The 21267-nt window shown below is 33.1% G+C and carries 21 protein-coding genes and 1 pseudogene; 9 read left to right on the plus strand and 13 right to left on the minus strand.

Features of this window, described 5'->3' with window-relative positions; genetic code table 11:
- Positions 1-303: 303 nt before the first annotated feature.
- The 8 genes and pseudogenes from fucP to LQ694_RS12675 all read right to left on the minus strand — a co-directional run bounded on the left by fucP (position 304) and on the right by LQ694_RS12675 (position 6885).
- A complete protein-coding gene (gene fucP, locus LQ694_RS12640) occupies positions 304-1599 on the minus strand; it encodes an L-fucose:H+ symporter permease (RefSeq protein ID WP_058611368.1) in 1296 nt (431 codons plus the stop codon).
- 14 nt (positions 1600-1613) lie between these two features.
- A pseudogene (locus LQ694_RS12645) lies at positions 1614-2372 on the minus strand (ribokinase); the annotation flags it as partial.
- On the minus strand, positions 2372-2536 hold the full coding sequence (locus LQ694_RS12650; RefSeq protein ID WP_239772080.1) for a hypothetical protein: 165 nt from the start codon (positions 2534-2536) through the stop codon (positions 2372-2374). The gene LQ694_RS12650 and the pseudogene LQ694_RS12645, both read right to left, overlap by 1 nt.
- A gap of 15 nt (positions 2537-2551) precedes the next feature.
- Positions 2552-3157, minus strand: coding sequence for a KpsF/GutQ family sugar-phosphate isomerase (locus LQ694_RS12655; RefSeq protein WP_058611370.1), 606 nt, complete (start codon positions 3155-3157; stop codon positions 2552-2554).
- Positions 3158-3326: 169 nt separating this feature from the next.
- Positions 3327-4322 (minus strand): LacI family DNA-binding transcriptional regulator, encoded by a 996-nt coding sequence (locus LQ694_RS12660; protein WP_058611371.1) that lies wholly within the window; start codon positions 4320-4322, stop codon positions 3327-3329.
- 61 nt (positions 4323-4383) lie between these two features.
- Positions 4384-4797 carry an RbsD/FucU family protein gene (locus tag LQ694_RS12665; RefSeq protein ID WP_058611372.1) on the minus strand — a complete coding sequence of 138 codons (414 nt, stop codon included), beginning with the start codon at positions 4795-4797 and terminating at the stop codon, positions 4384-4386.
- A 160-nt stretch (positions 4798-4957) separates the two neighbouring features.
- Positions 4958-5842, minus strand: coding sequence for a 5'-nucleotidase, lipoprotein e(P4) family (locus LQ694_RS12670; RefSeq protein WP_231493149.1), 885 nt, complete (start codon positions 5840-5842; stop codon positions 4958-4960).
- Between the two features lie 122 nt (positions 5843-5964).
- A complete protein-coding gene (locus LQ694_RS12675; protein WP_218697169.1) occupies positions 5965-6885 on the minus strand; it encodes an ABC transporter substrate-binding protein in 921 nt (306 codons plus the stop codon).
- A 153-nt stretch (positions 6886-7038) separates the two neighbouring features.
- Here LQ694_RS12675 and LQ694_RS12680 point away from each other — a divergent pair, with 153 nt between their 5' ends.
- Both LQ694_RS12680 and LQ694_RS12685 read left to right on the plus strand, forming a co-directional pair.
- A complete protein-coding gene (locus tag LQ694_RS12680) occupies positions 7039-7530 on the plus strand; it encodes a GNAT family N-acetyltransferase (protein ID WP_081046966.1) in 492 nt (163 codons plus the stop codon).
- A gap of 13 nt (positions 7531-7543) precedes the next feature.
- Positions 7544-8539: an LLM class flavin-dependent oxidoreductase gene (locus LQ694_RS12685; protein ID WP_218697168.1), complete on the plus strand. Its 996-nt coding sequence runs from the start codon at positions 7544-7546 to the stop codon at positions 8537-8539.
- A 225-nt stretch (positions 8540-8764) separates the two neighbouring features.
- On the opposite strand, the gene pruA is transcribed toward LQ694_RS12685, so the two are convergent.
- The 4 genes from pruA to LQ694_RS12705 all read right to left on the minus strand — a co-directional run bounded on the left by pruA (position 8765) and on the right by LQ694_RS12705 (position 12670).
- Positions 8765-10315: an L-glutamate gamma-semialdehyde dehydrogenase gene (gene pruA, locus LQ694_RS12690; RefSeq protein WP_065381636.1), complete on the minus strand. Its 1551-nt coding sequence runs from the start codon at positions 10313-10315 to the stop codon at positions 8765-8767.
- Positions 10316-10910: 595 nt separating this feature from the next.
- Entirely contained in the window at positions 10911-11423 is a 513-nt protein-coding gene (locus tag LQ694_RS12695) for a thioredoxin domain-containing protein (RefSeq protein ID WP_058611379.1), read from the minus strand.
- 154 nt (positions 11424-11577) lie between these two features.
- Entirely contained in the window at positions 11578-11778 is a 201-nt protein-coding gene (locus LQ694_RS12700; RefSeq protein ID WP_025905033.1) for a cold-shock protein, read from the minus strand.
- A 205-nt stretch (positions 11779-11983) separates the two neighbouring features.
- Complete coding sequence (locus tag LQ694_RS12705; RefSeq protein ID WP_181188809.1) at positions 11984-12670, minus strand: 2,3-diphosphoglycerate-dependent phosphoglycerate mutase; 687 nt, start codon at positions 12668-12670, stop codon at positions 11984-11986.
- Between the two features lie 150 nt (positions 12671-12820).
- Between LQ694_RS12705 and LQ694_RS12710 the strand changes: the two genes are divergently transcribed.
- Both LQ694_RS12710 and LQ694_RS12715 read left to right on the plus strand, forming a co-directional pair.
- Positions 12821-13207 carry a CidA/LrgA family protein gene (locus tag LQ694_RS12710; RefSeq protein WP_058611380.1) on the plus strand — a complete coding sequence of 129 codons (387 nt, stop codon included), beginning with the start codon at positions 12821-12823 and terminating at the stop codon, positions 13205-13207.
- On the plus strand, positions 13204-13887 hold the full coding sequence (locus tag LQ694_RS12715) for an LrgB family protein (RefSeq protein WP_058611381.1): 684 nt from the start codon (positions 13204-13206) through the stop codon (positions 13885-13887). Before LQ694_RS12710 ends, LQ694_RS12715 begins: the two co-directional genes overlap by 4 nt.
- A gap of 383 nt (positions 13888-14270) precedes the next feature.
- Here LQ694_RS12715 and LQ694_RS12720 read toward each other — a convergent pair whose 3' ends face one another.
- Entirely contained in the window at positions 14271-15116 is an 846-nt protein-coding gene (locus LQ694_RS12720; protein WP_231493150.1) for a MurR/RpiR family transcriptional regulator, read from the minus strand.
- Positions 15117-15321: 205 nt separating this feature from the next.
- Between LQ694_RS12720 and LQ694_RS12725 the strand changes: the two genes are divergently transcribed.
- The 5 genes from LQ694_RS12725 (at position 15322) to LQ694_RS12745 (ending at position 21260) form a co-directional block, all read left to right on the plus strand.
- Positions 15322-16809 (plus strand): aldehyde dehydrogenase family protein, encoded by a 1488-nt coding sequence (locus tag LQ694_RS12725; RefSeq protein ID WP_096791721.1) that lies wholly within the window; start codon positions 15322-15324, stop codon positions 16807-16809.
- A gap of 18 nt (positions 16810-16827) precedes the next feature.
- The gene (gene dapA / locus LQ694_RS12730) at positions 16828-17718 is read left to right on the plus strand and encodes a 4-hydroxy-tetrahydrodipicolinate synthase (RefSeq protein ID WP_231493151.1); all 891 of its coding nucleotides are present in this window, start codon (positions 16828-16830) and stop codon (positions 17716-17718) included.
- A gap of 16 nt (positions 17719-17734) precedes the next feature.
- Positions 17735-19084 carry a protoporphyrinogen/coproporphyrinogen oxidase gene (locus LQ694_RS12735; RefSeq protein ID WP_096791719.1) on the plus strand — a complete coding sequence of 450 codons (1350 nt, stop codon included), beginning with the start codon at positions 17735-17737 and terminating at the stop codon, positions 19082-19084.
- A 73-nt stretch (positions 19085-19157) separates the two neighbouring features.
- Positions 19158-20483 (plus strand): MFS transporter, encoded by a 1326-nt coding sequence (locus LQ694_RS12740; RefSeq protein ID WP_096791718.1) that lies wholly within the window; start codon positions 19158-19160, stop codon positions 20481-20483.
- A gap of 9 nt (positions 20484-20492) precedes the next feature.
- Entirely contained in the window at positions 20493-21260 is a 768-nt protein-coding gene (locus tag LQ694_RS12745) for a threonine/serine exporter family protein (protein ID WP_231493152.1), read from the plus strand.
- Positions 21261-21267: the final 7 nt, after the last annotated feature.

Raw genomic sequence — 21267 nt, forward strand, 5'->3', positions numbered from 1 at the left:
CCCGCTAGTGATTACTAACGAATAAGACGCTTATTATATATTAATTTAGAGTCAGAATTCTGAATTGTTGTAATTAAAATACTGTAACTTCCATTATTTTGAATTCTGGTAATTAGAACGCTGTAACTTCCATTATTCTGAATTCTGGTAATTAGAATCCGCTAACTTCCATTATTCCGAATTGTGATAATTAGAACGCGCTAACTTCCATTATTCCGAATTCTGGTAATTAGAGGGACGCCTCTTACGGACACTTCTCGGAATTCTGTCCCTAACTTAGTTTGGAGATTACTTTTAATTTCATCATTCTTTTATTTTATTTTCACTGTAGAAATAATACGCGATAAATCCAAAGCATAAGGTTGGTACTATAAATGACAATTGCATAGATCCAAATAAATCAGCAACTAATCCTTGTACTGCTGGCATTACTGCACCACCTATAATTGACATGATAAGTACAGCTCCACCAAATTCAACAAATTTTGGATTTACTACTTTTTCTAAAGTCTTATCATATATAGTTGGCCAACAAGGACCAAATAACACACTCACAAATACTGCTGCAAATACTGCTGATGTATTTGGTACAAATGATGCATATAATAATACAATTATACCTATAATAGAATATCCAAGTAATATTTTTTCAGCTTTAAATCTTGAAAGTAAAGCTGTTGCTATAAATCTACCAATAAAAAATGCGATAAAACTAAATATAACAAAATTAGTAGCAAATCGTTCATTAATATGTGGATTTACGTCTAATGCTAGTCTTAAAGTAAATGACCAAACTGTAGTTTGCAATCCCATATAAATAAATTGAGCGAGAACACCTTTTCTAAATCCTTTTATTTTAAACAAGTGCTTTAATGCCTCACTAAATTTAACATTTTCCGCTGTTCCGTTTTCAGGTTTACATTTTGGAAATTTAATTATAATAAAAAGTAACATTACGATAACTAATATAGCGATTAAAATTAAATATGGTGTCATTGTTCTTTGCAACATTTCTAAACCAAACTGTGTTGCATCATGTTCACTCATCGTTGACATTTGTTTTTCTAAGCTGTCTCCTTCGGTAAATATAAAATATTTACCTAGAATTGCGCCAGTCATCGCGCCAATAGGATAGAAAGTCTGGCTTAAATTAATCCTTCTTGTCGAAGTTGCCTTAGTGCCCAGTAATACACTATAAGTATTTGCAGAGGTTTCAAGACAACTTAATCCAATAGCAATAATAAATAATGCGGCTAAAAACATACCATATGTAGCCATATGTGATGCAGGAAAGAATAAAGCACAACCAATAATATACATAAGTAAACCTACAACAATAGTTAATCTATAACTTGTTTTTCTTACTAACAATGCTGCTGGTAGAGCAAATACAAAGTATCCGCCATAGAAAGCACTTTGCACAAATGCAGAGGCAAAATTACTTAAATCAAATATAGTTTTAAATTGGGCAATTAATACATCGTTTAGACTAGCTGCAGCACCCCATAGTGGAAACAATAAAGTTACCAATACATATTGTAATACAGGTGTTCTATTCAAAAATCCATTGCTATCCGCTTCTATTTTTTGATTATCCATATATTAAACACTCCTTAATATTCAGCAATTTCTTCTAACTGCATAATGTCTTTCCATTTAGGTAATGATGGTTGAGCACCCATTTTTTTCACCGTACAAGCAGATGCTTTAATAGCTATAGACATTATTTTTTCTATATCAAAACCTTCAGCAATTCCATATGCTAAAGTTCCAATAAAAGAGTCTCCTGCCGCAGTAGTATCTACAGCTTGTACATTCATACTATTAAAATATTTCCATTGTCCATTGGTAGCATATATTGCCCCCTTATTACCTAAAGTTATAATGGTATGTTTATAACCTTGATCCAGTAATATTTGAGCAGCAATTTTTGCATCATTTGCCGATTCTACTTTACATTTTGTTAAGACTTCTGCTTCTGTTTCATTCGGAATAATATAATCTACTTTATGAGCGATATTTTTATCTATTTCTTGAGCTGGTGCAGGGTTTAAAATAATTGTTTTTCCATATTTATATGCTAATTCAATGCACTTATAAACAACATTAATTGGGATTTCTAACTGCAAGACTATAATGTCAGAACTTTTAATTATGTGTTCATTTTTGATGATTTCTTCTTCAACTATCTTTAAATTTGCACCAGGAACAATTAAAATTTTATTATTTCCATCTTTATCTATCGTGACATTTCCAACTCCAGTTCTTGATTCATCATCAAACATGATAGATTGATACTCGATATGTTCTTCTTTTAATTTTTCAATATGTTCTTCCCCAAATTCATCCTTGCCTAGCTTACCTATCATCTCTACATTCCCACCAAGTCTTGATGCTGCAACAGCTTGATTTGCACCTTTTCCGCCAGTATATTTTTATATTTTTCAGCGATTAATGTTTCACCAGTGACAGGCATTTTTGAAGTTTTGAATACTAAATCTGTCATAAAACTTCCTATTACTAATATTTTTTTCATAAAAAGTCGTCCCCTTTACTTATTGATGTAACCTTCTTCAGTCAATGACTTTCCTAATGCCCCACCTGGGTGATATCTACCAAAATCTTTTTTAGTAAATCCTTTTATTTGAGATATTGTTAAAGCTATAGCATCTCCAACGACTAACGTAGCTGTAGAACTATTTGTCGGCGCTAAATTATATTTATCCGCTTCTGATGTGATTGGAATTTCAATGACAACTTTAGATGATTTACCTAAAGTAGAACTTTTTGATTTTGTTATAGATATTAAAGTAGCACCAATTTCATTTATTGAATTCAATGTGCTGATAACCTCACTCGTCTCTCCACTATTCGAAATAGCTAATACGATATCTTCTTTACAAATCATACCTAAATCTCCATGTACTGCTTCAGTTGAATGTACAAAAAAGGACGGTGTGCCTGTACTAGCAAAAGTAGCAGCCATTTTTTTACCTATTAATCCTGATTTTCCAACTCCTAAAATAATAATTCTTCCTTTACACTCCAATATTTCTTTAATAAACAGTTCATAGTCACTGTTAATATTTCTTCTTACACAATCAATTGTTTGGATTTCTGAAACAAAAACTTCATTTATCATTTCTATAGATTTCATATATATTTCCTCCTTCTTAATAGTAATCGATTACTATTAGGTTGAATTATTTATTTGTAAGCGTTTACTTATGTAGGTAAAAAATATAGTAATCGATTACTATAAAAGCTTAAAATATGTCCATTTATTAAGCTTTAAAATAATGCTTATTTAAATGGCATATTTCTTGCTACTTAATTTCTTTTATTGAGTTTCCTTTTATGATAATACTTTCTTGTACTTCTACTGTAGGAAGATAAACTTTTTCCAATTGATTAATTAAAGAAGTTGCTATTGCCTCTCCCATGGATATAGTATCTTGCTCAAGAGAAGTGATTTTCACCTTAAATAAATTATTATTAGCTAATGCGCCATATGTAACAATTGATATATCATTGGGCACTTTTAAATTATTCTCTTTTATAGCACTTAATGCACCTTTAGTCATAACGTTATTACAACTAACAATCGCTGTTGGTATATTGTTCATTTTGTTTAATTTATCAATCATAACTTTATAAGTTGTTTCTTCAACGAATTCACCGTTATATAGCCAATCATGATTAAATGGAATATTATAATCTTGCAAAGCTGCTTTAAATCCTTCTAACCTTTCTAAACCAGTACTTGTTGATAACGTCCCTGTTATGATCCCAATATCTTTATGACCCTTTAAAATTAATTGCTTAGTCAAATCGTAAGTTTCCTTATAATTATCTGTTCCTACATAAGGTAAATTTCCATAATTATAGAGTTTTCTATCTATTAAAGTTATTGGAATTTCTCTTTTGATTAGTTCAGCCAAATCAGTGCTTTCACTGTCACAGGGAGAAATAGCGATTGCATCAATGTTCTTACTCATCAACATTTTTAATATTTCTTGTTCTTTCTCCAATGACTCATCTGTACTACATGTAATGAGATTGTATCCTTTATTGAACAAATATTTATCAATTTGTTTAGCAATTCTCATGTAGTATGGGTTTTCTATGTCAGCTACAATAATTGCAACAAGATTTGATTTTCTAGATCTTAAACTTTTAGCAACTAAATTTGGTTCATAATCTAACTTCTCAAACGCATCCAGAACTTTTTTTCTAGTTTCAGCGCTTACTGGATAATTATCATTTAGTACTCTAGAAACCGTTGCTGTTGAAAGTCCAGTATATAAAGCAACATCTTTCATAGTAGGACTTCCTATTCTATTTTTTGAACTCATTTATAATCACCACTTAATCATCATTAATTTAAGATGTAACACCAACTGTTAGTAAGATATTAGCAAAAGTTCTGGTTTCACCTGTGTTAATAACAAGTGTTATATCTTCATCTTGGCAAATATCATAGAAATCTTGTCTAGAGTATTTCTCCAATGACTTAACACCTGTAATCTCTCTAAATTCATCAAATATTTCAGGCTCAACTTTTTCAGCCGAATCCATAACTTCTACATTTTCGATATTAATTACTGTTAATATTGATTTTAACACATCTGTAACAGTTGGTAAGTCTTTAGATAAACCTAAGTAGACTTTTTCTGCATTATGATTTGAATTTGTCATGATTGGAAAATTACCATCAGCAATTAGAACTTTATTGCCATGTCCACTTATACTCAAAGTTTCTAAAATTTTATGATGATTACACTGACCTTTTATCATTACATCCTCCTATCTTTATAGTAATCGATTACTATTTATTAAATTAAACTAACTTTTATTGAAAGTCAACAGAAAAAGTAAGCGTTTTCATTTATTTAATAAAAAAATCACCTATCATAACCTTTTCAAATCAGGCTATAACAGGCAATTTTTATAGTTATTATTTCTTACTTTCTTTTTCTAATTTATTTGTTTCTGGATTATAATATGTGAGTTCTTTTTTTCTTAATTTATTAATGTCTTCTGGGCTGTGGTCATAATTCCCATTATAAAGTGTTGCTTCCCAACTACCGTACATTGGATTTGGTAATATAATATATTTTTCTCCAAAGTCTTTTTTATGTTTCTTAACAAATTCAGTTCTTGATTTTAATGTACTTTCTTTTGGATCATCAAAATCAAGTATGTTGTCCCCAAATAACATAACTAAATCGTGATTCTTACGTACTTTGGCTCTTCTTTCTTCTTTACCTTTTTCATTTTCACCTTTTAGTAGTATATGATGTTTATCTGATTGTGGCATATCAAGGTCTTTCATATTTTTCAAAGTACCTTTAAAATCTTCTTTTTGGTCTCTATCAGACACATAGAAAATTTCTACCCCTTTTTTATCAGCATATTGTAAAAATTCTTTAGCCCCATATACTGGCTTTGCTTTTCCTGCTGCAATCCATTCATGCCAACCTTCAGGGAAAGTCTTATGTTTGAGCGATGCGTATGCTTGATAAGGTGAATTATCTAGAACTGTTTCATCTAAATCTAATACGATGGCAGGTTTCTTTTTACCTTTATGGTGCTTTAATTTTTCATCTAATTTATCTTGAGCAGTATTATACCCTTGTAGATATAATGCTTTTGCTTCAGCTGACGTTTGATACCATGCAACACTCATTACATTTTGTTCTGCTAAATCCTTTTTAGTAACTTTATCTTTCTTAACTTCTTTAGTTGCTGTTTGATTAGCTAATACATGATCAGCATTTGAAACACCTGTTACACCCCCTAATAATACAACTAAAGCTGAACTTGCAATTAATTTTTTCATACTTTCATCCCCTTTTTATTTTTTCACATCCACTTTACATTTAATTAATATTTATTTCAACCTTCAAAAAAATTCCAGTATAGATTAATTTGAGGTTTCATCTATACTGGAATCCCGTTATATTATTCAGCTTTTTTAAGAATTTCTTTTTTAAGTTTTACTCTAAGTTGTTCTAATGTAAGTGGATCTGTAAACCAATAATCTTCTGCTTTATACGTAATAACTCTGTCATTTTTTACAGCGTCTAAGTTTTTCCAAGTTGCTGTTTTTTCAAAATCAAAGTTACCGTATGATGGTTTACTTAAGAAGATATAGTCTCCGGCATAATCTGATATTTCTTCTTTAGAAATAGATTCATAACCTTTTCCGCCTTTTTTAACTTTAGCTTCATATTCTTTAGTCATTGGCATACCAAATGCATCATGTACAATGTCTAATCCACGTCCCCATGTACTTTCATATATAAAGATTTCTTTTGAGTCTGGTTCAAATACTGATGCAGTTGAATCGCCAACTTTACTTTGAACCTCTTTTTTATCTTTAGCTGTTTCTTTATTCCACTTGTCGATCCAATCTTTAGCTTTATCTTCTTTACCAGTTAACTTCCCTAACTCTGTTAAAATTTCTTTATGGTTGTACTTTGTATAAGTATAAGGAACAGTCGGTGCGATTTTTTGATATTTTTTAAGATTTTTATCCATTGCATCCACAATAATTAAATCCGGTTTCTGTTTCGCTACCTGCTCAACATTCCCATCACCAACAAGTTCTACACCATCTAAATGTGGTTTAATAATAGATGAGTCTTTCGTCCAATCCGGAACAGCAATTGGTTTAATACCTAATTCAATAAAATCCCCTACATAAAAAGCTGTTAAAACAGCTACTTTTTTAGGATTTTTAGGTACTTTTATTGTTTTCCCGTTTTCAAGTTTGTAATTTTTCGTTTCCTTAGAAGTATCTACTTGCTTATTATCACCTTTATTCGAACATGCTGATAAAATGAGTAAACATGCTAATATGGCTACCAATAATTTTTTCATCACTCAACCTTCCTTCACTAATTGATATTCATTTTCAATTATAATCAATTTTTCAAAAAATACCATATATATAAGCAAAAATGCTTAAAAATTTTAAAGATAAGATATACTAGAATTAAATAAATTATGAAGGTGATACATATGGAGTATAGAATGGCGACAATTAATGATGTGCAGGGTATTATAAAAGTTTGTTCTGATGGATATCGTGTGACATATAAAGATATACTACCTGAAAAATACATCACACAAATTATTAATGAATTTTATAATGAACAACGCGTTTCTAACGAAATAACGAACATTGATCAATATTGGAATGGTTGGTTTGTTGCTGAAGATAATGGACAAATTGTTGGAGCTGGTGGTGGCGGTTTTAGAGAAACACATATCTCTGAATTATATGTCCTATACTTGGATCCAAAGCGTAAACGAGAAGGCATTGGTTCAGGTTTATTAAATATTATTACAGAAGATCAAATAAAAAGAGGTGCCACAGAACAATGGGTTTCTGTAAGTAAAGGAAACCATATGGGAATTCCTTTTTATGAAGCCAAAGAATTTAAATACCAATATGAAAAACCAATGTATACTCTACCAGAAAATGAAAACTACATTTCATTAAAATACAAACGTCAATTATAAGGAGCGTTATAACGTGAAATTAAGTGTATTAGATCAAGCACCCATTTCTAAAGGAAGTACGCCTGAAGAAACATTACAAAATACTATCTCATTAGCACAATGGACTGAGTCGTTAGGTTATCACAGATATTGGGTTGCTGAACACCACAATACGAGTGGTCTCGCAAGTTCATCACCAGAAATCTTGATGACTCAAATTGCAGCTTCAACTAAACATATTCGAGTTGGCTCTGGTGGCATATTATTACCACAATATAACCCTTATAAAATTGCAGAGAACGGTAAGACTTTATCTGCATTATTTCCTAACCGTATCGACTTAGGATTTGGTAATTCACCAGGTGGTTCTCCAATTACACAAAAAGCTTTAACTGATGATCATATTAAACCAATTGAAGACTTTTACAGGCAAGCATCTGACTTACAAGGATTCTTGCATAACTCGTTACCTAGAGATCATAAATTTAGACTCGTTAAAGCTGGACCACGCATAGACAATCCACCAACAATGTGGTTATTAGGTTTAACTGAAAATGGTGCTAGAAACGCAGCACAACTAGGAATTGGATTTGTATTCGGTCACTTTATAAATCCTAAATATAAAGAAATCGCAATGAAGCGCTATTACGAAGACTTTAAACCATCCGTTAATATGAAAGAACCCTCAACCATTGTTTGTATTTTTGTAGTATGTGCAGAAACAGACGAAGCAGCAGAACAATTAGCCATATCACAAGACAAATGGTTATTAAACGTTGGCAAAGGATTAGGAACAAAAGTTCAACCACCAGAAGAAATCAATATAGAAGATTATACAGAAGAAGAATTAGAACTCATTAAGACAAACCGAAAAAGAAGTATTATAGGTTCACCACAAACAGTAAGAAAACAACTTAATCAACTAGTAGAAGAATATCAAACAGACGAATTTATGATTATAACAAATATCTACGATTTCGAAGCCAAGAAAAAATCATATCAATTACTAGCAGAAGAAATCTTAGCATAAATGAGATTTGCTGGAGATGTGTTGGGATGAGTGCGGGGATGTAACTTCCATTATTCTGAATTCTGGTAATTAGATGAACCTCTCATACGGACATTTCTACGAATTCTGTCTCTAATAGCACCTCTTACGGACATTTCTCGGAATTCTGTCCCTAACAACCTAAAATACTCATCAAGATAGAAGAACCTGAGGCACATCGTGTGCCTCAGGTTCTCTTAATCTATACTAGAATTGTTCTGATAATATTTTTTGTTCTAAGAAGTTGAGCATATAGTCTGGGCTACCTGTCTTAGCATCTGTACCTGACATTTTGAAGCCTCCGAATGGATGATAACCTACTACTGCTGCTGTACAACCTCTGTTCAAGTATAAGTTACCTACATCATAATCTTCACATGCTTGTCTCCAATGCTCACGATTATTTGTAATCACAGCTCCTGTTAATCCGTAATCTGTGTCATTAGCAATTTCTAATAATTCTTCAAAGTTATCGCCTTTAGTAAAGCCAACGACTGGTCCGAAGATTTCTTCTTGCATAATTTGATCACTTGATTTAAGTCCAGAAATGATTGTTGGATGTACGAAATAACCTTTACTGTCATCAGTCTTACCGCCAACTTCTAGCTTACCTTCTTTACTACCAATTTCGATATAATTTTTAATTTTATCAAATTGTTTTTTATTAATAACTGGTCCCATATATACATCAGAACCACCTTCTGTGTGATTAATTGAAAGTTCTTTTGTTAATGCGATTGATTTTTCTAGAACTTCATCATAAACATCTTTGTGCACGATTGCTCTAGAACATGCAGAACATTTTTGACCAGAAAAGCCAAATGCAGAATCTACAATTGCTTTAGCTGCTAAATCAGTATCAGTATTTTCATCAACTATAATTGCATCTTTACCGCCCATTTCAGCGATAACACGTTTTAAGAAGTTTTGGCCTTCTTGAACTTTAGCTGCTCTTTCAAAAATACGTGTACCTGTTGCTCTTGAACCAGTAAATGTTACAAAGTGCGTATCTTTATGATCGACTAAGTAATCACCGATTTCTTTCGGATCACCTGGTACAAAGTTTACAACGCCTTTTGGAAGACCTGCTTCTTCTAAAATTTCCATTAATTTATATGCAACTAATGGCGTATCTTCTGCTGGTTTAAGTAATACTGTATTACCTGCAATAATAGGTGCAACTGTTGTACCTGTCATAATTGCAAATGGGAAGTTCCAAGGTGGAATTGTAACACCAGGACCCATTGGTTTATAAATATATTGGTTATGCTCCCCTTCTCTATCAAAGACTGGCTTACCATTAGCCAATTCCATCATAGAACGCGCATAATATTCAATAAAATCAATACCTTCATTTGTATCTCCATCTGCTTCATTCCATGGTTTACCCGCTTCATAAACCATTAATGCAGAAAGTTCATGTTTTCTTCTGCGAATGATTGCAGAAACTCTAATTAATAATTCGGCTCTTTCTTTATGAGACCATTTTCTCCAAGTCTTATAGGCTTCTTTAGCCGCTTCCATCGCTTGGTCAACTTGTTCTTTAGAAGCTTTTGAAATTGTACCTAGTACTTGTTGGTGGTTTGCTGGATCTACAGATTCAAACTTATCATCTGTATAAATCTTCTCACCATTAATTACTAGAGGAATTTCTTTCCCAAATTCAGATTTAACTTTTATTAATGCATCTTTAAACGCTTGTTGATTCTCTTGATTTGTAAAATCTGTTGCTGGTTCATTGTGAAATTCTACTACCATCCTTCATACCTCCTAAAAATTTAATCCTAATAAGAGATAAATACCTCTTATAAAACATTTTACTATTGTATTTTAAAAATTATCAAGTAAAGGGCTTTCATAAAGAAATGATTATTATTTAAAAAGCTTATAATCCCTATAACAGCAGTACTTCAGAGCATTATGTATATAAAAAGGATGAGACATCACAAGATGCCTCACCCTTACTCAAATAGAGAAAATATACACTTTATTTAATACCTTGATGAATGTGTTGAATATCTTGTGGCGTTGTTTCACAACAGCCACTTGCTATAATGAGGAATTAGGTCAGAAGTCTTCGTGCATTGCACTCTGATTTTGTACCTTTGCGCACGATATCTCATAGTCTTCGTGCGTTACACCCTGATTTCGCACCTTAGCGCACGATATCTCATAGTCTTCGTGCGTTACACCCTGATTTTGTACCATAGCGCACGATATCTCGGAGTCTTCGTGCGTTACACCCTGATTTTATACCTTAGCGCACGATATCTTGCAGTCTTCGTGCATTGCACTCTGATTTTGTACCTTTGCGCACGATATCTTGCAGTCTTCGTGCGTCCTTACCGCTTCATCATATACTTTCTAATGCATTTCTTAATTTTTCTTGTATCGTCTCTTTACCATCTTCTACAGGATTAAATTCAAATTTTTCATCATTTATAAAAACGGTTGGCACGCCTTTAATCCCTCTTTCAAATGTTTCTTGCATAATGGCTAACGATCGATCGTCTGCATTTTTTTGTGGTGATAATCCTAATTCATGTTCCATTTTTCTTTCTATCGTTTCAAAATTCAATGTCCATTCGTCTTGTGTTTCATATAGGTGTCTTATTATTTTAAAAGTTTCTTCGGGGTCATCGTAATCCAAATAAATATTCGCAACAGTTCCTTTGAGCAGTCTTTGTTTCGTCTTATCAAAATGCTTGACGATGTATTGTACTTTATTCTCATTAATATAAGGTTCTAAAACTTCGTCAGCTGCTGCAAAATAATGTGAACAATATGGGCATGCAAAATTAATAAATGCCTCTACTGTTATGTTTGCGTCTTTGCTTCCTACTGTTAAATGTTGGATTTCTGTCATAACGTTTCCCTCCTATATGTTGTTATACTTATTTAACCATTTCACAACCGATAAAGCGAATGATTATATTCAGAATTGTTCATCAATTTCTATTTTAATATACAAAAAAACACTTCATAACAAAGTTATGAAGTGTTTAACTAATGGTTAAATATTAGTTTTTGATAACGTTAACTGCTTGAGGTCCACGTTGTCCTTCTTCGATATCGAAAGTAACTGAAGCACCTTCGTCTAATGATTTGTAACCTTCAGTTTGGATAGATGAGAAATGTACGAATACGTCGTTACCATTTTCTCCTTCGATAAATCCGTAACCTTTTTCTGCGTTAAACCATTTTACTGTACCTTTATTCATAATAAAAGTCCTCCTATTGTGCTTTTGCACGTATATTTGCAATAATCAATCTTCAAACTTAAATGGACTTTATTAACTATGAATAAAACTACCAATTAATTTAATCTCGAAATATCACTTGCTACCCACTATACGCTATAAATAATTGAAAGTAAAGCTTTATGTTAAATTAAACTTTTATTTTACTTTTATAATGTGTTAAAACCTATAAATAATACTTGTCTATCACTTTTAAAGATTCATCTAATTCATATATTAATGGTGCACCAGTTTTGATTTCTAAGTTTGAAATTTCATCATCTGGAATATCTTCTAAATACTTAATCAGTGCTCTCAAAGAATTACCGTGTGCAGAAACTAAAGTTGTTTGATGGTTTAATAAACTTGTTGAAATATGATCTATCCAATATGGAATGACTCTATCCAATGTATCTTTAAGACTTTCTGTAACAGGCATGATTCTTCTATCTAACATTTCATATCTTCTATCATTTAAGTATTCTTCTCGTAACTTTTCATCCGCTTCTGGAGGTCTCGTATTATAAGAACGTCTCCAAATATGTACTTGTTCTTCACCATATTCTTCTCGTGCTTGATCTTTATTTTTACCTTGAAGACCACCATAATGACGTTCATTTAAACGCCACGTTTTGTAAATTGGTATCCAAAGTTGGTGAGAATGCTTCAATAATAAATATGTGGTTTCAATTGCTCTTGTTAAAAGTGATGTATACACGACATCTATTTCGATATTTTGTTTTAATAATTTTTCACCTGAGATTCTCGCTTCATTATACCCTTGCTCTGATAACTCTACATCTGCCCAACCTGTAAATAAATTTTTCGCATTCCATTCACTTTGCCCATGTCGACATAAAATTAATTTTGGCATATGATTCGCTCCAATCTTTTAATTGTTAAGTCTATTGAACCACTAATTGTAAATTTTTAAAAATAAAAAGACCGTCCGATAGCATTTCAAAATATCCAAATCAGTTCTATAATAAATATCATCATAAAATGTTAAAAGGATTGAGTTGTCATGATTTATAAATTCATAAAAATCATACTCCAAATATGTATGATCTATTTTATTACCGTACTAGGTAGTTGGATACAAGAAACATTAAACATACCTATTGCAGGTAGTATTATCGGACTTGTGATACTTTTCTTATTATTACAATTTAAAATTATAAAAGAAGAATGGATTAAAGACGGTGCAAATTTATTATTAAGTACGATGATTTTCTTTTTCATCCCTTCAATAGTCGGTGCTATGAATTTAGTTGACCAAATAAATGCACAGTTTATCTTTTTAATTGTATTAGTCATCGCAAGTACATGCATTGTTGCACTCTCGTCGGGATACATAGCTGAGAAAATGTTAAAAAAGAATCATATAGAAGAAAGTGGTGATCAATCATGATGATTAAAGCACTTTTAATGATTCTTTTAACAATTGTCATGTACATATTCGCATTATTTATACAGAAAAAATTCAAGATCGCCATCCTACACCCCGCACTCGTTTCATCCATTGCAATTATTTGCGTACTTGTGTTGTTTGGATATAATTACAACGACTATATGGTAGGTGGCCAATGGATTTATGACTTTTTAAATTGCACAGTTGTCTGTTTAGCATATCCACTTTATTTATATAGAAAAATGATTGTTCAACATTTTAAAGTCATTATCACAAGTGTATTAGTTGGGATAACGATTAATATTATTTTAATGTTTACGATTTTAAATATATTCGGTTATTCGAAAGAAATGATTGCATCATTGTTGCCAAGATCTATAACAGCAGCAGTCGGTGTACAAGTATCACAACAAATAGGCGGTATAGATAGCTTAGCCGTATTGTTTATTATAGGGACAGGATTAATAGGAAGTATGTTAGGGTCGTACCTTATCAAAATAGCAAAATTCCAAACATCCATTGCCAAAGGACTCACTTATGGCAATGCATCACATGCTATCGGGACAGCCAAAATATTAGAAACCGATATCGAATCAGCAGCCTTCAGTTCAATCGGCATGATTTTAACAGCCTTAATCAGCTCAGTCGTGATACCATTGTTTGTTATATTGGTATATTGAGAATTTAGAGATGAAGATTATACAAAGATAGAGGCTGGAGTGAGTTTGTAGGTCTGTATGAGGGGCTGGATTTTGTTAGATTGGTGTGTCTTGCAACATACGGAGGCGTCTATTTATCTTGTTTCAACAGTCTTGATAAATACGAGGCGCCTTTTTATCTTGTTTCAACAGTCTTGATAAATACGGAGGCGTCTATTTATCTTGTTTCACCAGTCTTGATAAATACGAGGCGTCTATTTATCTTGTTTCAACAGTCTTGATAAATACGAGGCCATGAACATTGCTTGTCACGCTCCACTTGCAATGTTCAGCCTCCATCATCACCAAAAATGAAAAGAGTGAGACATGAACATTATGTCTCACTCTTTCTCTATAACCATTCTTTATATAATATCGTAGTCTTTTAATGTTTTTTCTAATCGTTTTAGTTTGTCGACAGATTGCTCAGATTTATATTTACCCATTTCGATAACGATAGCGTCTATCAATGCGATGATTGGCAATATTGAAAAGTGATTTTTACTTACTGCTAATTTCAGTGTTTCACTTGCATACTGAACGATTGGACATGAATCATAATCTGTTATTAACAGTATTGGCACTTGATTATTATGAGCTATTTTTGCTACTTTCAACACTAATTGAGAGTATGGTTCAAAAGCGAACATAACGATTAAATCACGATTGCCCATTTGTAATACTTTATCAATTACGGTTTCTGTATCATGACTTAATTGCGCAATTTGATTCGTAAATTCCCCTAGTAACTGCTCTAAATATAATGACGCTGCTTTATATGGTCGCGTCCCAATGATTCCAATCATTTCCGCTTCTTTCATAAGTTTCACAGCATCTTTGAAATATTCATCCAACTCTTCGTTGTAAGACTTATTTAATAATTCAACACTTTTATCCCATACATCAACGAGCGTTTTATTCTTTTCTACTGAATCCATCAGTGATGTTTGCATAACCCATGTTGACTCTGACGGCATTACTTCTTCATAAATATCTTTTTTGAAATCATTAAAATTATCATATCCGATTGCTTTCAAAGTTCTCATGACTGTAGAGATCCCAACATCTGCATCTTGAGACAACTCTTTTATCGTAACAAGTCCTAGTGATTGAAAATTTTTAAGAATATAATCACATAACTTTTTTTGTTTTTTTGGTAATTGATCTTTAATGTCGATTAATTTCAGTTTAATCGTATGTTGATTGTCCATACTCATAAATCACCTCATACCCACTTTCTTTATATTCATCATAACGATAATAACTTCTTAAATCAATTTCACCCATCACAACAATGTAATATTATACCAATTTAGAACATAAAAATTCCCTTTTTAAATGAAAGGGTTTACATTGCTTCAAAATAGTGTTAAGATTCTAAATAATCAAAATATAAAAACAGGAGGTTATTTTGATATGGCAACACAAAGTTTAAAACCGAAAGTAAAAGCTTTTTTAGAACAAGACATAGGTTTATATATTAACGGGTCATATGTTCAATCTTCTGAAGGGAAAACGTTTGATGTTATCAACCCCGCTACAGAAGAAAAAATAGCATCGGTTCATGAAGCGAATGAAAAAGATATCGATATTGCTGTCAATGCAGCGAGAGAGACTTTTGATAATGGTTCATGGACAAATTTGGAAGCGCATACACGTTCTCAGCTGATTTATAAGTTTGCTCAACTTGTTGAAGAAAATCGTGAAGAACTTGCACAACTAGAATCTTTAGATAACGGTAAGCCTTATCACATCGCACTTAGTGATGATGTTGGCGGAACTGTACAACAATTTGAATACTATGCAGGCTTTGCAACTAAGATTTCTGGTAAGACAACACAAGTTTCACCTGACTATGTTAACTACACACTTCACGAACCAATTGGCGTTGCAGGACAAATTATTCCTTGGAACTTCCCATTGTTAATGGCTGCATGGAAATTAGGTGCCGCTTTAGCAGTAGGATGTACAGTTGTAATTAAACCTGCTACAGAAACACCACTTTCATTACTTTATGTAGCTCAATTATTTAAAGAAGCTGGTTTCCCAGACGGTGTTGTAAACGTTGTTCCAGGTAGTGGTCGCGTTGCTGGTGAAGCATTAATCAAGCATGAAAAAGTCGACAAAATTGCATTTACAGGTTCTACAGAAGTCGGAAAGAATGTTATGAAACAAGCTGCAGATCAAGTTAAAAACGTAACGTTAGAACTTGGTGGTAAATCCCCTTCTATTATTTTAGAAGATGCAGATTTAGAAGAAGCTATTACAGGCGCTTATAACGGTACGATGTATAACCATGGTCAGAATTGCAGTGCTTGTACAAGAATATATGTTCAAAGAAATGTTTACGACAAAGTTGTAGCAGGTGTTAAGAAACTTGCTGAAGAAACTAAACTCGGTCCTGGTTTAAATAGTGATACTGATATGGGGCCACTTGTTTCTCAAAAACAACAAAATACCGTTCAACAATATATTCAATCTGGTATTGATGAAGGTGCAACACTTGTAACAGGTGGTATTCAATCATTTGATACAGGTTATTATGTACCACCTACTATATTTGCTGATGTTACGGATGATATGACAATCGCTCGCGAAGAAATATTCGGTCCAGTTATGTCTATCTTAATATTCGATACAGTTGAAGAAGCCATCGAAAAAGCGAATAACAGCGAATACGGATTAGCAGCAAGTGTATGGACAGAAAATATTAGAAAAGCGCATTACATTTCTGGCAAACTCCAATCTGGTACTGTTTGGATCAATGATGTTGGATTGGAATTAGAAACAATGCCGTTTGGTGGCTATAAACAATCTGGTATTGGTCGAGAAATGGGCGGCGAATATGGATTAAGTAATTATACAGAAGTTAAAAGTGTTTACGTGAATATGCAACAAAAATAAATTAAAGAGGTGCTTATTATGTTTAAACCATTTGGTGTTATACCTGCATTACCTACTCCAATGAAAGAAGGCGGCGTCATCGATTATGACGGCCTTGCTCAGTTAATCGAACATGTTATCAAAAACGGTGTTCATGGTGTTTTAGTTGGCGGAAGTACTGGTGAATATTCTTTAATGTCACTAGAAGAACGTCAACAAGTGATTCAATTCGTATGTGATACAGTCGACGCGCGTGTTCCAGTAATGGCTGGAACAGGCTGTCATAGTACTGAAGATACAATTAAATTAACTCAATTTGCTGAAGAAGCTGGCGTATCAAGCGCTTTAGTCATTAATCCATATTATATGGCAACGAGTGACGAAGGTATCTTAAACCATTACAAAGCTGTCACTGAAAATAGCAAAATCGGTATCGTTATTTACCATTACCCAGATGCTACAGGTATCGAGCTATCTCCAGAACTTATACATGAAATCAGTCAATTAGATGGAATAGTTGGTATTAAGAATACAGCAGACGGTGTACATACATCTAAATTATTAAATCTGACAAAAGATAACGACCGCTTCTCATTATTAACAGGATTTGAAGATTTAATTTTAGCTACACTTGCTTCAGGTGGTGTTGGTGCAATTGGTGTCGTTCATAATTTAGTGCCAGATAAAATTGTTAAACTTTATGATTTGATCGTGAAAGAAAACAACATAAAAGAAGCAGCTGAATTAAATAAAGAACTCATTCCTTTATATAATTTAATAGAAGAAGAAGTCATTCCAGGCACTGTAAAAGCAGGACTAGAAGCAATTGGATTACCTGGTGGACCTAGTCGCTCACCATTAGTGTCTGCTTCACCAGAATTCAAAGAAAAAATTGCATCAAAATTAAATGAACTTTATCAAAACTCATAATAAGAAGGTGTTGGAAATGAAAGATGTCGTTATTATTGGCGGAGGTTTAGCGGGTTTATCCGCCGCTTGGAGATTAAAACATCATGATATTTTACTTTTAGAATCAACAAATAGAGTTGGTGGACGTGTAATGTCTGAACGAAGAGGCTCATATTGGTTAAACTGGGGCGGTCACGTATACGCAGGAACTGGTTCCGCGACAGATGAATTATTTAAATCTGTCGGCATTTCCTCTATGCCAGTCCCAGGTAAATTAACAGCCATGTCTTTAAATGGCAAATTACTCACAAGTGGCCCTGTTGAAACGTATCCATTCCGTGTAAATATGTCATGGAAAGACCGTTTCGCATTAATTAGAGCTGGTGCTAAAGTAAGAGCTTCCGTTCTACGCTATGGAAAAATCGCGAAACAAAAAAGTCTAGAAGATAAAAGTGTTCAACAACAACGTATTTTAGACTTTATGAACCATAAAACTTTTACAGACTTTACAGGTCATTTACCGCTTGATGCCGATGCTATTTTCAGACCGACCGTAAGTCGATCAACTGGCGATCCTGAACAAATATCTGCAGGTGCAGGTGTAGGATACTTCCATATGATTTGGAACAAAGATGAAGGTTTATCACGAAATATTATGGGAGGTCCTTCTACATTAACAGATACAATCGCTTGTTCACTTGGCGACGACGTACTACTAAATACTGACGTACAAGAAGTGATTCAAGACCACGATTCAGTAACTGTTAAATATGTTCAAGATGGACAAGAACATGAAGTACAAACTCGGTATGCCGTACTTGCTACACCAGCACCTATCACTAGAAAAATCGCAAAAAATATCAGTCCTGAAGTTGGCGCTGCATTAGATCAAATTAAATATGGTCCACACGTAAGCGCAGCATTTTTAACAAATGAAACAGGCAAACAAGTTTGGGATGATATTTACTCATTTGCAACACCAAAGAAATCATTTGATGTATTAATTCATAGCTCTAACCTTGTACATTCTCTTTCTAAAAATAGAACTAAAGGTAGTACCTTTATGACATTTTCCCCCGCAGGAAGAGGACAAAAATTACTAGACAAAACAGACGAAGAAATTATCGATATTTATTTGAATGACTTAAATGAAATGTTTCCAGGTTTCAGTGATAAAGTTGTTGAAGCTCACGTTCAAAAATTCCCATTAGGATCTGCTTACATCTTCCCGGGAAGAGCTAAAATTCAACCTATTCTTACGAAACCTGACAATCGATTATATTTAGCTGGCGATTATTTAGGTACTTTATATACTGAAACAGCCATTCAAACAGGTTTTAACGCAGCACAAGATATTAACAGTTTATTATCATACAGTTATCAATAAAACCCTTCACCCTTTTATGTAAGCGCTATCTTTAAAAATAATGATGCACTGGTCTATATTAGGAGGACATTTAATGAATAAAGATTGCACAATGGAAGAAATGCCATTCTCAAGATTTCACATGAAAATTTTTGCTTATTCAAGTGGAAGTACATTTGTTGATGGATACAGTTTAGGTATTATCGCAATAGCGCTTGCTGTTATGCAAAATAGTTTTGATATGTCCGTTACAGTTATTGGTTTATTAGGTACGGCAACTTTAGCAGGCATGGTTCTAGGTGGTATGTTCGGCGGTTACTTCACAGATAAAATTGGCCGAAAAAAAATGTTCATCTTAGATATGCTCGTCTTAGCAATTGTTACGACATTACAGTTTTTCGCAACTGATCCAGTACAATTAATCGCATTAAGATTTGTTATCGGAATCGCTTTAGGAACGGATTATCCAATTGCTGGTTCACTTATGAGTGAGTTCTCTCCACAAAAGAAACGTGGTGCTTTACTCGGTGGTATTAATGGATTCTGGTTTGTAGGTTATGCTGTTTCATTCTTAGTTGGATATCTACTAATACCTCTTGGAGATACAAGTTGGAGATGGATGCTATTAAGTGGTGCGTTCCCTATCGTATTATTACTACTTGCACGATTAAATATGCCAGAATCACCTCATTGGCTCGTACAACAAGGTAGAAAAGAAGAAGCAGAACAGATCGTCCAAAAAATATTTGGTGATAACGTTGTTGTTTCCAAAGATACAACTGGACATAAAAAGACGAACTTCAAAGATATTTTTAAAAATGGTCAAGGTAAATGGACATTCTTTGTTTCAACATTCTGGTCTTTACAAGTTATGACAACATTCGCAATTGGCACATATATACCGTCTATTCTTTATGAATTTGGTTTCCAAGACGGTTCACAAGAGTATTTAGGATCTGCCATTATTAATATCTTCTATTTAATAGGTGTTATCCCTGCACTTTATTTAATAGAACGTTATGGAAGAAGACCAACTTTAATTTGGCCATTCTTAATTTCAACACTTGCATTATTTGCATTAGGATATGCATCTGGTTTAAATGCACCATTCATAGTTATACTGTTACTCTTTATCATATACGGAATTTTCAACACAGCTATGGGTTGTCATCAATGGATTTATCCATATGAGCTTTTCCCAACTAATATACGAGGTACAGGTGGAGGATTTACAACGACGATTAGTCGTGTAGCATCAGCAATAAGTACATTCTTCTTCCCTGTTATATTAACGAATTTCGGTGTTAGTAATACAATGTATATCGCTGGTTTCTTACTATTTATAGGATTTGTTATTTCTGTTATGATGGCCCCAGAAACTAAAAATATGAATCTACAAGAAGCAGGTTCTATTAGATAGAGGTGTGGCATGATCCGAGATACATCTAATAATCACATTGATGAAAAGCTTTTAACTAAAGTTATATTGTTAGCAGGTCGAATTTTATTAGAGTGTAGTGCCGAAACCATTAGAATCGAAGACACTATGAACCGTATTGCGAGGAGTTTAGGCTATCAACATAGTAACGGTTATGTCGTGAATATTTTTATTACATTCTCCTTATCTCAAAATTCAGAAGTTCAAATCATTAGAATTCATAAGAACAATACGAATCTGATTAAAATAGCAAATGTAAACACGATATCACGCAAACTCGTTAATAAAGAAATCACCCTAGAAGAAGCTTATAAAAAATTGAAAGATATCGATTTAAACACAAAAAATTATCCATTACTTCTTAAGGCTTTCGTATCAGGCTTAATATCTCTCAGTTTCTTATATCTTTTTGGTGGTGAATTTGGTGATATCATCCCTGCCTTTATTGCAGGTTCTATCGGTTTTTCAATTGTTGAAATGATCAAAATGCGAATACCTACATTATTTATACCAGAATTAATTGGTTCCTTTGTAATAGGCATTATCGCCATTTGGGGTCACGACTTGATGGCAACAGGAGACATAAGCCCCATTATTATATCTTGCGTCATGCCAATTGTACCTGGTGTGCTTATCACGACCGCCGTACAAGATTTATTCGACCGGCATATGGTCATGTTTACAACGAAGATGCTAGAAGCCATCGTCACTTCATTTGGCATAGGTTCAGGTATCGCAACATCATTCTTAATTTTATAGGAGCTTG

The sequence above is a fragment of the Mammaliicoccus sp. P-M58 genome (genome assembly GCF_022386165.1).
Taxonomy (GTDB): Bacteria; Bacillota; Bacilli; order Staphylococcales; family Staphylococcaceae; genus Mammaliicoccus; species Mammaliicoccus sciuri.

Excerpts from the sequence above, each read along its gene's own strand:
- LQ694_RS12650 (WP_239772080.1), bottom strand. The coding sequence starts at position 2,536 with ATGAAAAAAATATTAGTAATAGGAAGTTTTATGACAGATTTAGTATTC.
- dapA (WP_231493151.1), top strand. The coding sequence starts at position 16,828 with ATGTTTAAACCATTTGGTGTTATACCTGCATTACCTACTCCAATGAAA.
- LQ694_RS12745 (WP_231493152.1), top strand. The coding sequence starts at position 20,493 with ATGATCCGAGATACATCTAATAATCACATTGATGAAAAGCTTTTAACT.
- LQ694_RS12735 (WP_096791719.1), top strand. The coding sequence starts at position 17,735 with ATGAAAGATGTCGTTATTATTGGCGGAGGTTTAGCGGGTTTATCCGCC.
- LQ694_RS12660 (WP_058611371.1), bottom strand. The coding sequence starts at position 4,322 with ATGAAAGATGTTGCTTTATATACTGGACTTTCAACAGCAACGGTTTCT.
- LQ694_RS12740 (WP_096791718.1), top strand. The coding sequence starts at position 19,158 with ATGAATAAAGATTGCACAATGGAAGAAATGCCATTCTCAAGATTTCAC.
- LQ694_RS12700 (WP_025905033.1), bottom strand. The coding sequence starts at position 11,778 with ATGAATAAAGGTACAGTAAAATGGTTTAACGCAGAAAAAGGTTACGGA.
- LQ694_RS12715 (WP_058611381.1), top strand. The coding sequence starts at position 13,204 with ATGATGATTAAAGCACTTTTAATGATTCTTTTAACAATTGTCATGTAC.
- LQ694_RS12655 (WP_058611370.1), bottom strand. The coding sequence starts at position 3,157 with ATGAAATCTATAGAAATGATAAATGAAGTTTTTGTTTCAGAAATCCAA.
- LQ694_RS12705 (WP_181188809.1), bottom strand. The coding sequence starts at position 12,670 with ATGCCAAAATTAATTTTATGTCGACATGGGCAAAGTGAATGGAATGCG.
- LQ694_RS12720 (WP_231493150.1), bottom strand. The coding sequence starts at position 15,116 with ATGGACAATCAACATACGATTAAACTGAAATTAATCGACATTAAAGAT.
- pruA (WP_065381636.1), bottom strand. The coding sequence starts at position 10,315 with ATGGTAGTAGAATTTCACAATGAACCAGCAACAGATTTTACAAATCAA.
- LQ694_RS12675 (WP_218697169.1), bottom strand. The coding sequence starts at position 6,885 with ATGAAAAAATTATTGGTAGCCATATTAGCATGTTTACTCATTTTATCA.
- LQ694_RS12710 (WP_058611380.1), top strand. The coding sequence starts at position 12,821 with ATGATTTATAAATTCATAAAAATCATACTCCAAATATGTATGATCTAT.
- LQ694_RS12680 (WP_081046966.1), top strand. The coding sequence starts at position 7,039 with ATGGCGACAATTAATGATGTGCAGGGTATTATAAAAGTTTGTTCTGAT.
- LQ694_RS12665 (WP_058611372.1), bottom strand. The coding sequence starts at position 4,797 with ATGATAAAAGGTCAGTGTAATCATCATAAAATTTTAGAAACTTTGAGT.
- LQ694_RS12725 (WP_096791721.1), top strand. The coding sequence starts at position 15,322 with ATGGCAACACAAAGTTTAAAACCGAAAGTAAAAGCTTTTTTAGAACAA.
- fucP (WP_058611368.1), bottom strand. The coding sequence starts at position 1,599 with ATGGATAATCAAAAAATAGAAGCGGATAGCAATGGATTTTTGAATAGA.
- LQ694_RS12695 (WP_058611379.1), bottom strand. The coding sequence starts at position 11,423 with ATGACAGAAATCCAACATTTAACAGTAGGAAGCAAAGACGCAAACATA.
- LQ694_RS12670 (WP_231493149.1), bottom strand. The coding sequence starts at position 5,842 with ATGAAAAAATTAATTGCAAGTTCAGCTTTAGTTGTATTATTAGGGGGT.